We start from the raw sequence: 14,285 nt of genomic DNA, 5'->3' as shown, positions 1-14,285 counted from the left end.
TCTTCGGCATATCGGTCCTCCTGTCTGCCAAAAGACATACTTCAGGGTGGACCAATTCAACGGGGGTGGATCATCGGCACTAGCTTGATGCCGTTTTCCTGAAGGATTTGGCAGACCGTGGCGATAATCGCCTTGCGGATCTGGAATCGCCGGCCGGCCGGCGGTCGTACCGAGAGATCAGAAGGTCCGTTCCAAAAAGATCTGTGCCGAGCTTTGGCGACCACTGAGGCCAGCCGCCCGGGCGTTACTGGCCAAATCAATTTGCTGCCACGCCAGCGAGCCTTCGAGCCCAAGCCGCAGGCCGTCAATTGGCGCCCAGACGACGTTTGCAGCGGCGCGGTCAACCCGGATCCGTCCTACCAAGCCGGCAAGTTGAGGGACTTTGAGTTCATACCGGCTAACATACGCATTGGTCGACCATTCATCCGTCCAACCGCGCCCGACCGAGACCACCCCAGACCAGCCGCGTGTTGTTGCGTCACCACCGAGTAGAGGCAAGGCAGTACGCTGATCTAGCCGCGAGCCGATGTACGGGGCAGCGTTCGTCGCTCCCGCCAGTTGAGCCGTAAGCGTAAGCGGCTGGGCCAGCAATTTTCCCTTCCAGGTCACACCGAGGACCGCTGCGCGGCCGATAAGGCTCTCATTGGCGGGACGCGGCACTTCTCGCAGGGCGAATGCGCCATGCACACTCAGCGCCCCGTTCTCGTAAAGCAGGCGCAGGATGCCGTCGGGAAGCTGGCGTCCGGCTCCCGAGGAAGCCAGATTCCGGTCGGCGAAAACCTCCTCAGCAGACAGCGATAGGCTAAGCTGCTCGGTCAACTGTGAATTATAGCCGATGAGGGCCACAGTCCTGCTGGGGATACGCCCAATGAAGGCGAAGTCATCACCAGCCCAGAAATCGAAGCGCGACCCCGCCAGCCCGAAGACGAACTCGCCGAACGTGACGCTCGCCTCGCCGATGCTGAGGTCGCTGCTGCCTCCGCTGTTGATGTCGACAGAGAACTCGAATGCGCTCGACAGATAACGTCCATCACCGACGGATTGACCGGTCTCGATCCGGAAGGTCGTGGTCAGCGGGAGGCTCGTGGTGCTCGGCGGCACCTGACCGGTCGCCCGCACCAATGCGCTCGCGTGGTAGTCGTCGCGCTGAAGCCCGGCATTCACCGTTCCGGACACGGCGATGCAGGTGCCGGAACCCGGCGAAACAAAGCCGCGCGGGATATCGTCTTCATCGTCATCAGCCTCCTCGTCATCCGCCGCGCGATCTTTGGCGGCGCGGATGGGGCCGGAGAAGAGAGGCGTAGGGCTCGGAGGCTCGATGGAGCAACTGCGAAGAAATACGGGTGGTTTGCTTGCCGCCCGGGCAGGCGCACCAAAAAAGCTGGCGAGGACCATCATCAAGATGCCGGCCAGTGCGGCATCTGCCCTCGGGCCGACATCTATGGCTTGACGTCGCATCCGCTCACAAGTGCCTCCGTGACGACCATAGCTGCCTCCCCGGCTTCAGGGAATGCCGCCACCATCTCGCAATGCGCCACGCGCCCTTCCTGCAGCACCCTGTCGGCACGTAGTATTTGTAGACGTTGGCGGCATAGTCGACCGTCTTGAGCCCCATTGCATTCGTTTTTAACCTGCGGTTCAGCCTGTGCTGACGACGGTCAGTCTTGAGCCAGTGAGCAAGCGTCGCAACGTGGTTTAGGTTTGTCTGCGCACCCGGCCCAGTGAACAGGAACCCATATTGGCCGATGGAAGAGAGCCAAACGCTCTAGTCTATGGGCGGCACCGTGCGCAGGTAGGCGATAATCGCGTTGAGATCGACAGCCGAGATGTTGGCATAGTAGCCGTAGCCCATTGGTGGGCTTAGCTTACGACCGTCCTTGCTGATGCCGCGCGTGATGGCACGCTTGATATCTTCGTCAGTCCAGCCTCCGATGCCGGAGGTCTTGCTGGACGTAATGTTTCTGGAAACCGAGACGCCCCAAGGCCCGGGAAACTCTGCGCCGCCGGCGCCTAGCTTTCCACCGAAATCGCGGCCACGCTGACCCATCGGGGTATGACACTCCATGCAGTGCGCGATCGTTGTGAGATAAAATCCCCTCTTGAGGCGGTCGCTTAGCATCGATTCTGAATAAGGGCGCTCCCCACCCGGCGGAATTGGGTGCCCCTGTTCCATCTTGTAGATCGGATCTGGCACCGCATTCTTGATTGGCTTGAGCGTGCGCAGATAGGCGATCACTGCCTCGAGATCGCGATCCGTCATAACCTCATAAAAGCCGCTCGGCATAACCATGGCGACCCGTTTGCCGTCTCGCTTGATGCCTTTGCGTAGGAGTTGCTTAAGTTCGTCGTCGGTGTATTTTCCGATGCCGCTTTCCTTGTCCGGCGTAATGTTCGGCGCAGTGACCTTGAACGGTGGCTCATCCCAGGACAGACCACCGGAGAACGCCTTGTCCATTATGTCCCCCGAAGGACCCTTCGGAGTATGACAGTTGCCGCAGGTGAGAAGACCATTGACTAGATAGTCGCCACGCTTGACCAGGTCCGATTGGGCGCGAGCGCCACTGACCCATGAAACGACGACAACGAGCGCCAGCAAACCGCGACGGATCATGAGGTCACCGCGAAAATTGAGCTTCCTGTATAACCTAACGTAATCAAAGAATTTGGTCTAGATTTCGCAGGCGCTCGCAATCGGATGATACCACCGCCGAGGAACCTACGTGGCGTCAGCGGAGCATGTCCGTATCTTCGACTCCATCGCTCGGTACGCGGCCGGAGGATACGGTCGCCTGCAAGGGCTTTCCGACGCTTCTAGATAGCCGGCCGCTTCTTGAGCTGATCGCCAACCTCGACATCAGCCGGGCAGCGAAGCGACCGCACTTCAGAGCGTGGGCCGCCTCGTCAGTGGCGATCTTGAGGGAACGGGCCACACGCGGTGCCGGCAACCCAGCCTCGTCATAAAGCCGCCCTAGCGATACCTCCCCGATCCGAAGCCGGTTCTCGGCGTTGGTGATCATAGCGATCCTCAAACGAGCAGCCCCCTCCCCGACCGTGCCGTTTGATCGAGCATTCATTCCGCGGTGAAGGCAGAACGTAATCGAACCTCCAGCCCCGGCCGCAGCAGGTAGTCCGGATTGGGGAACTCCACCGCGATGGCGATCGTCTGCGTGGCGGCGTCGAAGGCATAGCTGCCGGCGACCAATTTGCCTGGCTGAGGGTATGCCTCGCCGCCCGGCAGCAGCAGCGTGAAGGTCAGCCGGCGCGCCGCCTTGTCGGGTGTGCCCAAGACGTCTCGACGCGCGAAGTAGACCGAGAAGGGCACTCGGCCGACGACTCGGATCGGGTCGAGTTGCACTATGGTAGCCAGACGGCTCTGTTCGCGCGCTTCCTTGGTAATATAGGTCCCTTGGCTGACGAAGGGCTGGCTGATCACGCCTGTGATCGAAGCGTAGAGCTTCATCTGCTTCAAGGCGAGTTCGGCCAGGCTCACATTCGTCTTGGCCTCCTTGGCCCGCGCGGCCGCGATGTCGCGCTTCGCCTCGGCCTCCAGCAAGGTCATCTCCGACGCGACATTCTTCTTCTTCAAGGTCTGCGCATTCTTCAGTGCCACCTCGGCAAGGCGCAAGTCCGCTTCGGCCTGATCCCGCCGCGCTTCGGCCAGCGCCAGCGTCAGCTCTTTCTCCCTCGCCTCGAACTCGAACAGCAGGTCACCCTGCCGGACCACCTGCCCCGCCCTGAAGCTTATTTTGCTCAGCAGGGCATCGAGCCGGGGCGCGATGTCCGCCTGTTCAGCGGCGACCACGGTGCCATCGTACTCCTCGACATCGGACGGAGCCCCTGCCATGGCAAAGGCTGGCCTGCGCTCTTGGACGGCCTTCCACAGGTCGAGCCGGGGCCGAAGAGGGTCCGGTCCGACTATGACGCCCGCATTCGTGAAGTCGATCACTTCGTCTTTCGCCGGATCGTGCTGCGGCCAGGTTGGGCGGCCGCCACCGTTCGGATCGGACGACTTCGCGAACGCCACCCAGTAGGCACTGGCGAGATTTCCCATGGCTTTGTCCGCGTCTGTCACCTTGTCTCGCACCACCGCGGCAGGAATGTCGAACACATAGGGTATCTCGAAGCCATGCAGCGTCCCTTTCCACTTGGGATCGCCGCGCAGCGCCTCCGCCACATAGGAGAAGCGGTACCACCATGTCGGCTGTCCGGCCCGTACCATCTCGTCCGCCAAGTGCCGAGATGGTTCGACCAGCGTCTTGTCTGCAAGGATCTGCTGCTTCAGTTCGTCGAAGCTCTCGCTTCCCTGCGGGTCGTATCGCCGGCGGGCTTCCGCGGCGAGATCGCCGAAGAGCGCAAACAGGTCTTCCTTGCTGCGCACGGAGCCGATGCCGAGGTCGCGGTTGTTGGCGCCCACAATGACCGGCACCTTGGCTTGACGGCCCGCCGCAAACGCCGCCTCCGGCGTCTCGGTGAGAAAGCGCCCGTCCAGGATCGATCCGGAGACGCCGACCACCGGCAGTCCGCTCGACATGCCGGCCAGCACCAGAGGCGCCGAGGCCCCTTCAACCAGCTTGTCGGCCGGGAGCGCCCGAAGCGCGGCGAGCCCCTGCAAGCCGTCATCGTCGATGCCGACCGACCGGGCATAGGCGATGGCGCGTCCCTCAGCGTCGGCGAGCGCGGTCAGGGGGAGCACCTTTTCGCGCGCGGTCGGAACACCGGGAGACTGCAGGATCGCGGCGCGGAACAGGCCACGCGACAGGGGCGAGATCATATGCGCCATGACGGAACCGCCACCGGCGCTTTCGCCGAAGATGGTCACCTTGGCGGGATCGCCTCCAAACGCCACGATGTTCTGCTGAACCCACCGCAAGGCGGCGAGCTGATCGAGGAAGCCGTAGTTGCCTCGCGGTTCCTCGGGCGCCTCTGCCGCGAGCGCCGGGTGAGCGAAGAAGCCGAGCCGCCCCATCCGGTAGTTCATGCTCACCGCAACGACGCCTTGGGCGGCGAGGGCCTCCATCGGATATTGCGGCGTGTTGCCATGCGCGAGGGCCCCGCCGTAGATCCAGACCATGACAGGCAGTGGCGCGTCGGCCTTCGCCGGGCGCCAGACGTTGAGCGTCAGGCAGTCCTCGGACTTGATGAGGTCGTCGGTCTGCATGCAGGACGGACCGAAGGCGGTTGCGTCTCGGACCCCATCCCATCGCTTGGCCGGCCGCGGCGCGCGCCAACGCAAGGTCCCGACCGGGGGTTCCGCGAAGGGTATCCCCTTGAAGCGGACGACCCCGTCGGCCGCGGCACCGCGCAAGGTGCCGGACGCTATGGTGACCTCTTCGTCCGCCGCGGATCGAGCCGCGCAGGCTCCTGCTATGAGGAAGCCGACCGCAAGCCAAATCTTCAGTCGAGGATGTGCGGCCACGCTCACCTCCTGTGCTTTCGGCCCACTTAGCGCCGGACCGAAGCCTACCGGAAACTTGCACTTGTGTCGCTGAACGTCCCAAAGCTTTCAGACATTCACCAACCAGGAGCAGTTGGAAATCCCAAGCGAGTCAGCGGTGACGGCCGCTGGTATTACCCATAATTTGAGCGTGGCATGCCGCACGCCTTCGACGGGGCAACAGGGGAAGAAGCTGATATGTCCGAGCCGAGTGTAACACCAGAGGATTCTGCCAAGCCTCGCAAAATCGGTCTCGTCTTATTCGAGCAATTCGAGACGCTGGACGTCTTCGGCCCTGTGCAGATGCTAGGGCGCCTGGCGGATTATGGGCTCTTCGCGATCTCTGAGAACGGCTCCAGCATTCGCTCATCCCAAGGGTTGCCGGCCGGCGTTCATTACAGTTTTGCTACGGCGCCGCAAATGGATGGCATGCTCGTGCCGGGCGGACAGGGCACGCGCCGCGAGGTCGGCAAACGAGGAGTATTGCCGACGCAGTCAACGCGGCGAGATTGGGTGCAACCTCGTCCGCGAGGGGCAGCCATCCGAAGGCATGCCGATGCGCGCTATGCGTTGGCCAGCTTGTCCTGGGTCCGGGTCTCGAAATCGCCGGCGTCATGCCGCTCGTGGAGCTGCTCGGACGGATCGCCAACCACCCGGTTGACCATGCGGCCGCGCTTCACCGCTGGCCGAGAGAAGAGCTGCTCGGCCCAACGGACGACGTTCTTGTAGTCTTGAACCGCGAGGAACTCAGCGGCGCCATATTGCCAGCCCATGACCAGCCCGCCGTACCAAGGCCAGATCGCCATGTCGGCGATGGTGTAGACATCGCCGGCGATGAATTCATTGTCGGCGAGGCGCCGGTCGAGCACGTCGAGCTGGCGCTTCACCTCCATGGCGTAGCGGTTGATCGGGTATTCGAGCTTCGTCGGCGCGTAAGCATAAAAGTGGCCGAAGCCACCGCCCAGGAACGGCGCCGAGCCCATCTGCCAGAACAGCCAGGACAGGGTTTCCGCGCGTGCCGGCTGCTCCTGGGGCAGGAACGCATCAAACTTCTCGGCGAGATGCACCAGGATCGCGCCGGATTCGAAGATGCGGATCGGCATCGGTCCGCTTCGGTCCAACAGCGCCGGGATTTTCGAATTCGGATTGACTTCGACGAAGCCGGAACCGAACTGGTCGCCTTCGCTGATCCGGATCAGCCAGGCATCATATTCGGCGCCTTTGTGGCCGGCAGCCAGCAATTCCTCCAGCATCACCGTGACCTTGATGCCGTTCGGGGTTCCCAGCGAATAGAGTTGGAGGGGATGCTTGCCGACGGGCAACTCCTTCTCATGGGTCGGGCCGGCGATCGGCCGGTTGATATTGGCGAAGCGCCCGCCGCTGGCCTTGTCCCAGGTCCAGACCTTCGGCGGAATGTAGTCGGTGTCGCTCATGTGATGATCTCCAGGCTTTGGCTCAGGCCGCTGGCGGATAGTTCGAGGGGAAGAGCGCGCGCTTCGCTTCTTCGTCACGGACCTGCTTGAAGGCATGATCCTGACCTACAGCGCGAGCCCGCGCGACCGCCGGCCGCGCATCGACGGCATCGAACAGGCGCTTGAGGTTGGGGTATGGCGCGAGCGGATCCTCGGCTCCCTTGCGGACCCGCGAAGCGCGATCGAGCCAACCCCAGGCCGACATGTCGGCGATGGTATAGGTCTCGCCGACGATGTAGTTGCGCCCGGCCAGATGCTCGTCCAGCACCTGATAGTGACGCTCCGCCTCACGGCGATACCGGTTCACGGCATAATCGAGCCCTTCCGGCGCCGCGAACTGGAAATGCACCGCCTGCCCCGAAAATGGGCCAAGTCCTGAGGCGATGAACAGAAGCCAGGACAGCAGTTCAGGCCGATCCTCGGCAGCGCCAAGAAACCGTCCCGTCTTCTCGGCAAGATAAAGCAGGATCGCGGTGGAATCGAAGACGCGCGCCTCCCGGCCGCCCGGTCCTTCCGTGTCGACGATGGCCGGCACCTTGCCGTTCGGGTTGACCGCGCGGAAGCCGGGCAGATGCTGCTCGCCTTTGCTCGTATCGACGGGGATCGTCTCATAGGGCAGGCCCGCCTCCTCCAGCAGAAGCGCAACTTTGGCCGGATTGGGCGTCGGGTGGAAATAAAAGCGGATCATCGGACTTTCCTTCTCTGATCAGGCGGTTCGGACGGAACTCGACGCCGGGCGGCGAGCAAGACCCCGGCGACGATGATGGCGACCGCCACGCCCTCAGTCGGCGACGGGTGCTCGCCGAGAATCGGAATGGCGAGCAGCGAAGCGATGGCGGGGATGAGCGCGATGATTGCAGTGGCGGCGGAGGATCCGAGCAGCGAGACGGCGCGGTTGAAGGTGAAGATGGCGACCCCGCTCATCAGCACGCCCTGGTAGACCGCCTGCAGCGCAATCTCGCCCGCCCCGGCATGGCCAAGGCGGCTGAGGCCGCCCAGCCCGTACACCGGCAGGAAGAGCACCGCCGACCAGAAGCAGATCAGCGCCGCCGACTCGATCGGTGCGAGGCCGCTGCGCCGGAAGAGAAGCGTGTAGACTGCCCACATGGCCGCTGCTGCAGCTAGTGCGCCGACGCCGGCTACACTTGGCGGACCACTCACCGCCGCGCCTGCCAGCAGAAGCAGGGACAATCCAGCGAGGATGGCGGCATATCCGCTCCAGCGCTGCCAACCCTGGCGCTCACCCAGGAAGGCCCAGGCGAACAGCCCGGCGAATAGCGGCATCAGGGTCGGTGCAATCGAGGCGGCCTGCCCCGCCGAGGTGAGGCTGAGGCCGAGCGCGACGAGCAGCACGAAGGGCATGCCCCACAGCAACGCGAAGACCAAGCCCATGCCCCAGGCTGCGCGAGACAGGCGGGCGCGATTCCTGAAAAGCACCGGTGCCAGAAGCAGAGCACCGATCCCGAAGCGCAGCGCCGTGATATCCCAGATGCGCAGCTCTCGCGTCACGCTGAAGCGGGTGATGACGAACCAGCCGGAAAAGATCGACACCGTGAGCGCCGCCCAGGCGATGCCTGCGGCGCGAACGCGAACGCGAGGGCGTGGCACGGCGGTCTCGTTCGCGGGTGCTGCCGTCATCGTCCGCAAGCCGGCCATGGATCAAGACCGCGCCGTCCGCAGCGCCGCAAGAATGGCCTCGGGGTCGAGACGCGTCCTGTAATCGATGTGGAGCGAGGCAAGCATGACCCGCCCGTCCTCGCCGATGACATAGGTCGCCGGAACCGGGAGTTCCCAGCTTTCATCGCCATTGATCCGCGACAAGGCCTTGTCGTTCGACCGCAGGGCTTCGCGCAGTTCGTGCGGCAGCGCATAGACCAGTCCGTAACGCCTCGCGACGACGTTTCCGACGTCGCTCAGCACGTCGAAGGTGAGCGCGTTTTTCTCCGCAGTGCCAAGTGAATTGTCGGGAAGCTGTGGCGACACGGCGACGAGCCTGGCTCCAAGAGCCACCATCTGGGGCAGCGCCGCCTGATAGGCGCGCAGCTGGAAGTTGCAGTAAGGGCACCAGCCGCCGCGATAGAAGGTGAGCACGACCGGTCCCTGGCGAAGAAGATCTTCGAGGACGACCTGGCGCCCAGCGATCCCGGGAAGCGCAAATCCGGGCGCTCTGTCACCCACGCCGATCGCCTTGTCTTCGGCGAAGGAGGCCCGCAGCTCCTCGATCTTGGCTTCATACAAGGCGACACGCCCTTCGGGTGCGGTTCGCGCAAACTCGGCCCTGAAGGCCTCCAGTTGCTGTTTGAGAGCCATCGCTGCCAGACCTTTCCCGCCGCTGGCATCGTCCACCTCGCAGCGCGGGTTTCGTTTTTAGTACGACCGTTCTAAAATGCAAGGCGTGATCGCCCGTGGCAGTATGGTGATCGGACCGATCGGCAGGGAGCGTTATGGGCCGTCCTAGGGAGTTCGACGAACAGGCCGTGCTTGACGCCGCCGTCCAGTCCTTCTGGAAGCGCGGCTACGAGGCGACGTCGATCCGCGACTTGGTCAAGAGTACTGGCTTGACGGGTGCGAGCCTCTACAACGCCTTCGGCGACAAACAATCCATCTACCGCCGCGCGCTCGATCATTATGTCGAGGGCAGTATCGGCGAGCGAATCCGGCGCTGCGAGGCCATGGAGCCACGAGCCGCGATCGAAGCTTTCTTCCGTGACATCCTGGCCCGCTCAATCCAGGACGAGGAGTGCAAGGGCTGTATGCTCGTGAATGCCGCGCTGGACGTGGCGCCGGAGGATCCCGGCTTCCGGGCGGCTGTCGCGGCCGTGCTCCAACGGCTTGAGGACTTCTTCCTGTCCTGCGTCAGCAAGGGGCAAGAAAAGGGCACCATCACCTTAGCCTGGCCGGCCGAGGATCTGGCCCGGCATCTCCTCGGCGTGCTGATGGGTGTTCGCGTGTTGGCAAGGGTCAAGCCGGACAGAGCTCTGCTCGAGGGCATCGTCGAGACCGCCTTGGCCTTGGTCGAGCGGAACCCTATCGATTCGCGCGACCGCAGGCCGGGACCTGGAGGGCGGCCTGGCTAAGTCTCCCGCTTCACCCGACAGGAATATACCAGCCTCATGGCGGACTCTGAGTAACGTGCAAGCGCACTGCCTTTACCTCGGCGCCGGAGCTTGTTGTGAATTCAGCCCCTCGGGCCCGCGCGCATGCGTAGCCGCCGCCAGCGAAGCGTTCTGGTACGCACGAACGGGGCGTGAGGAGCAATGATACGGCCGCCAAGGTGACGCGGCCGTATGGCCAAACAGCTCAAGCGAATAAGGCAGCAATTCCGCTAGAAGAAGCGACTTGGCCGGAAATCGGCCAGTTCTGGCCGCTGCCGACCATTGATGATTTCGTCCGCAGCCATCACTCCGAGTGCCGGAGACAGCGTCGCGCCACTATGCGTGACCATCAGGTAGTAGTTCTCCAAGCCAGGCACCGGACCGATGGCGGAGAGGCCGTCCTTCGGAATCGGACGAATCGTCACGCGGGCCGCCTCAGGTTTCACCGGCGCGATCCCGGGCAGGATGCGGGTGAGCCGCTCAACCAAGTCGGCTGCCTGCTCCATGCCGGGGTTTACTCCGATTTCCGGCGTGACCGTAGCGTCGGCAGAGCCCCAGTGCAGCATCAGCCTGCCCGCGCCGTCGGGGCGGAAGTCGCATATCGGACTGGCGACGACACGTTGAATGCCGGCTGGAACAGGCGGAGTGAAGACAAGGAAACCGACCGTGGGAGCCAGTGGCACGTTCGGCGCCGCTGATCCCACCGTCTCGTTGGACCAGCGGCCCGTGCAGTTGATCACGAAATCGGCATGGAAGGTTTCGCCGCGCTCGCTGCGCACACCCTTGGCCTTGCCGCCCTCCACGATCAGGCCGGCAATCCTGGTCTGCGTACGCAGCGTCGCCCCGAGTCGCTGGGCGGCGCTCATCATCGCATGGGCATAGACGACCGGGTCGAGCCAGCCGTCGTTCGGATACCAGGCGATCGGCGCATCGCCGATCGCTTCCGGCGCGATATCGGGCTCGAGCTCCAGCAACTGCTTGCGGTCGATCCAGTCGGCCGCATAATCCCAGCTCTTCAGCCGCTCGACCTTCGCCTTTTGCCCCGCCCATTCCGGCTGATCGCGCCATTCGATGCGCCCGCCGCCATGCCACCACGGGGTCGCGCCAAACTCGTCCTTGAGCGCCGCATGCGCACGCATGCCGGCGACGTTGAGGTCGAAATAGGCCCGCGGCGTCTTGTTGTTCGCGTTCGTCCAGGCGAAGGAGATGCCGGAAGTCCCCCCCCCGACGCGCGTCGCCTCGAGGACGGTGACTTTGGCGCCGGCGCGCGCCAGCCGATAGGCGACCGACGTCCCGATGACGCCTGCGCCGACAACGATGATCTTGGTCATGATCTGTATCCGCTAGAAGGAGCTAAACCCGTGAAAACTCAGGCCGCGCGCTTGCCGGCCCAACCGTCGCGAACGAGGGACTTCAGCTCAGCGAGCGACATCGCCTCCAGGCCGATATCGCCGATGAGGTCGTTTTCCGCAGCGAAGTCGCGGCCATAGAGCGCTGAGAAGATATCGACGCCAGCCTGATGCAGCCTCGCCGGACGACCAGCCATCTTCCCGAGAAGCACGGTCGGATGCAGGCCGAAGGGGGCATCTTCCAGCACATAGCGCGTGTCGATCGTGCTCGGTCCGTTGCCACCATTGCCGCGCGCGGCGAGCTGGCGCGCCATCTCGCCGACCGGGCCCGGCTCGACATGGAACGAGAGGTTATAATGCTCGCGGATGGTGCGCACCTTGTAGCCGGCCGCTTCCGCGATCGCGAGGCGCTCGGCGTCGAGCGCTTCGAGCAGGCGGCCGACCGAATCGGTATTGTTTTCGTTCTGCCCCCAGGTCTCGCCGTGTTCCATCCGGGTGAAGTTGCACAAGGCGATGCCGAGATGGTTCTGTGGATTCAGGTTGGACAGCGAGATCGCTAACGCGTCGTCGCGCTGTACGAAGCGGTCGCCAAACAGTTCCTGACAGACCTTGAGCCCGCGCTCGGAAGCCGAGACAGGAATGGTCGCGACGTCGACCTTCGAGCGGATGGTCGAGACGTTCACGCTAGCGTCACCGGTCTTGCGTCCCGCGGTGACGGTAGTGCCCCAGACGACGACTGGCACATCAAGCCCCCGCTCCGCGATTTTGCGGGCGATATAGAGGCCGCTGAAGGAGGTGTGCGAGCTGATGATGACGACCTGCCCCGCGGTCAGATAGGGGGCAGCCGCGTCCATCGCCTTGCGGTGCCCGTTAGCTGGTAGCGCGAAGAGCACGGCGCCGGCGCCAGAGATCGCTTCAGCGGCGCTTGCCGCCATTTTGACCTTAAAGCTACCCGCCAGGCTGCCGGTGGCCGTCAGCGACGCGCCCCCGGCGATGCTCTGCCCGCTCTTGCCAGATGGGGACCACAACACCGGCTCATGGCCGAGGGAGGAAAGAAGGGCGGCATTGCCATAGGCAATCGAGCCCGCACCGAGCACAGCGACACGCATCATCCTGATCCTTGGGTGTTTTGGTGGTCTGATTGGGCCGGACGAACATCGCCCGGCCCGCCATCACGAGGCTTACGGCGTCAGTAGGTGTAGCCGGCCTTTTCCATGTACTGCTTGGCCAATTTAAAGTCGTAAGTGATCGGCTTCAACAGGTCGTGGTCGTAGTATTCCGAAGTATAGGGCATCGGTACCGTGCCGGGCTTACCGAAGCCGGCGACGACATTCTTGATGATCTGCTCTCGCGGGATCATGTGGCTCATCGCCTTGCGGACATACATCGCCGCTTCCGCGGCTCTGCTGGGGTCCTTCTTGCCCAAGGGCGTCTCGACACCGGTACCGAAGACGGGATGTTTCATGTTGAGGCAGGTCTGCATCCACTTGAACGAGTCGAAGCGGTTGACCTTGCCCCATGAGGGATCGACCGTGCTGAGCAGGCCGCCGACATCGTACATCGGGTCATGCGCGTCGATGGCGCCCGACTTGATGGCGCTGAGCAACGGATCGGCGCCTTCTATATTGACGATGTAGAAGGTCTTGACGTTGCCGTCGGTCTTTTTCCAGTAGTTTTCGTTCTTGCTGTACTTGTAGGCCTTGCGCGAGGGATCGAAGCCCTGCGGGATCCACGGTCCGGTTCCGACGCCCCCCTTGGCCTCGAAGACCTTGCCGTCGGAGGTCTTGACGGGGAAGGTGCCGAGCCAGGTCGAGATGACATGGCCGCGCAGTTCCTCCGGCTTGATGTCCTTGTAGGCGTGCTTCGGCATGATCGCGATGACCGGCAGCAGAAAGTCGTGGAACAGCATGTTCGGCTGCGGCAGCGTCACCGTGATTTCGTGCGTGCCCGTAATCTTGTAGGCATCGCGCGAGCCCATCACCGTCGACAGCGTCGCCTGGAACAGGCTGGCATAGGTCTTGTCGATGATGGTGTCCCAGGTGAACTTGACGTCCTCGGCGGTGAATTCCTCGCCGGAATGCCATTTCACGCCCTTGCGCAGGCTGATCACCCAGTTCTTGCCATCCGGAGAGCCCTTGACCGACTCAGCCAGCGCCGGAGCGAGCTTCTTGTTGGCCCAGCTGTCATATTCCAGAAGCGCGTTGTACACCGGGCCGAAGATGTTGGATTCATTGTAGCCGCTGCCATACATCGGGATAAGCTGGCTCGGCGGCTGCCATGAGGCGAAGGTCGCGGTGACGTCACCGGTCGCGCCCTCGATCGTCCAGTCTTCCGGCCGCGGATAGAACACCGGGTTGTAGGTCGTCGACTCCATCCCCTTCAGCTTCGGATTGGTGATGATCACCTCCTCCGGATAGAAGACGATGTGCAGCGGCTCGATCTCATACCAGCGCTTCACGAAGGCCGTCATCGCCGTCTTGCGATCCTGCTCCGTGATCGCGTGCGAATAGTTCTCGATCGCCGTGTCGATCTGCTTGTCGGCAATACGGTAGTAGTTCTGCCCGTTCGGCGGAACGTTCTTGCTGTGGAAGAGGGCCTCGGGGCTCGGAGCCAGACCATTATAGTAGATCCGCTCCGAATACATGTCGAACCCGCCCTCGACATGCGTCTTGCCGCTGTCATTGGCACGCCGGGCGATGACGACGGAGGGCGGCTGATAGCTCGAGTTCACGTCGATTCCGAGCCGCGCGAACTGCTTGCCAATCAGATCGGTCCAGATCATGCGCGACTGCAGGTTGTTGAAGATCATCAGATAGAGCTTGAAATGAGGCGGATTCGCCAGCGCGGGCTCGGGCAGGCCGCTGGCTGCAAGCGCGGCGGCACCCGCGCCCGTCCATTTCAGAACATCACGTCGCGTCGATTTCTCTGACATCGT

11 protein-coding genes and 1 pseudogene are annotated in these 14,285 nt (G+C 63.3%); 1 reads left to right on the top strand and 11 read right to left on the bottom strand.

Annotated features, from left to right (window positions below; genetic code table 11):
* Positions 1 to 177 precede the first annotated feature (177 nt).
* From BGO20_RS13085 to BGO20_RS13050, 8 genes and pseudogenes are all read right to left on the bottom strand, one after another.
* Positions 178 to 1,458: a hypothetical protein gene (locus tag BGO20_RS13085; protein ID WP_291663521.1), complete on the bottom strand. Its 1,281-nt coding sequence runs from the start codon at positions 1,456 to 1,458 to the stop codon at positions 178 to 180.
* 307 nt (positions 1,459 to 1,765) lie between these two features.
* The gene (locus BGO20_RS13080; RefSeq protein WP_291663522.1) at positions 1,766 to 2,611 is read right to left on the bottom strand and encodes a c-type cytochrome; all 846 of its coding nucleotides are present in this window, start codon (positions 2,609 to 2,611) and stop codon (positions 1,766 to 1,768) included.
* Between the two features lie 459 nt (positions 2,612 to 3,070).
* Entirely contained in the window at positions 3,071 to 3,844 is a 774-nt protein-coding gene (locus tag BGO20_RS13075) for an efflux RND transporter periplasmic adaptor subunit (RefSeq protein ID WP_291663949.1), read from the bottom strand.
* A gap of 12 nt (positions 3,845 to 3,856) precedes the next feature.
* A pseudogene (locus tag BGO20_RS13070) lies at positions 3,857 to 5,398 on the bottom strand (carboxylesterase/lipase family protein); the annotation flags it as partial.
* Positions 5,399 to 5,997: 599 nt separating this feature from the next.
* Positions 5,998 to 6,867, bottom strand: coding sequence for a glutathione-dependent disulfide-bond oxidoreductase (yghU, locus tag BGO20_RS13065; protein WP_291663523.1), 870 nt, complete (start codon positions 6,865 to 6,867; stop codon positions 5,998 to 6,000).
* A gap of 22 nt (positions 6,868 to 6,889) precedes the next feature.
* Positions 6,890 to 7,594: a glutathione S-transferase family protein gene (locus BGO20_RS13060; protein WP_291663524.1), complete on the bottom strand. Its 705-nt coding sequence runs from the start codon at positions 7,592 to 7,594 to the stop codon at positions 6,890 to 6,892.
* A complete protein-coding gene (locus tag BGO20_RS13055; RefSeq protein ID WP_291663525.1) occupies positions 7,591 to 8,514 on the bottom strand; it encodes a DMT family transporter in 924 nt (307 codons plus the stop codon). The genes BGO20_RS13060 and BGO20_RS13055 overlap by 4 nt, the downstream gene beginning before the upstream one ends.
* A gap of 51 nt (positions 8,515 to 8,565) precedes the next feature.
* On the bottom strand, positions 8,566 to 9,252 hold the full coding sequence (locus tag BGO20_RS13050; RefSeq protein WP_291663526.1) for a peroxiredoxin-like family protein: 687 nt from the start codon (positions 9,250 to 9,252) through the stop codon (positions 8,566 to 8,568).
* A 131-nt stretch (positions 9,253 to 9,383) separates the two neighbouring features.
* Between BGO20_RS13050 and BGO20_RS13045 the strand changes: the two genes are divergently transcribed.
* Positions 9,384 to 9,983, top strand: a complete 600-nt coding sequence (locus tag BGO20_RS13045; protein WP_362889840.1) for a TetR/AcrR family transcriptional regulator — start codon at positions 9,384 to 9,386, stop codon at positions 9,981 to 9,983.
* Positions 9,984 to 10,231: 248 nt separating this feature from the next.
* Here the strand turns inward: BGO20_RS13045 and BGO20_RS13040 are convergent, their stop codons facing one another.
* The 3 genes from BGO20_RS13040 to BGO20_RS13030 form a co-directional block, all read right to left on the bottom strand.
* A complete protein-coding gene (locus BGO20_RS13040; RefSeq protein ID WP_291663528.1) occupies positions 10,232 to 11,332 on the bottom strand; it encodes an NAD(P)/FAD-dependent oxidoreductase in 1,101 nt (366 codons plus the stop codon).
* A gap of 38 nt (positions 11,333 to 11,370) precedes the next feature.
* Complete coding sequence (locus BGO20_RS13035; protein WP_291663950.1) at positions 11,371 to 12,459, bottom strand: NAD/NADP-dependent octopine/nopaline dehydrogenase family protein; 1,089 nt, start codon at positions 12,457 to 12,459, stop codon at positions 11,371 to 11,373.
* 80 nt (positions 12,460 to 12,539) lie between these two features.
* On the bottom strand, positions 12,540 to 14,282 hold the full coding sequence (locus BGO20_RS13030; RefSeq protein WP_291663529.1) for an ABC transporter substrate-binding protein: 1,743 nt from the start codon (positions 14,280 to 14,282) through the stop codon (positions 12,540 to 12,542).
* Between the last annotated feature and the right edge of the window lie 3 nt (positions 14,283 to 14,285).

Source organism: Allobosea sp. 67-29, from assembly GCF_001898115.1.
Lineage (GTDB): Bacteria > Pseudomonadota > Alphaproteobacteria > Rhizobiales > Beijerinckiaceae > Allobosea.
This window is presented reverse-complemented; position numbering and strand designations above follow the sequence as displayed.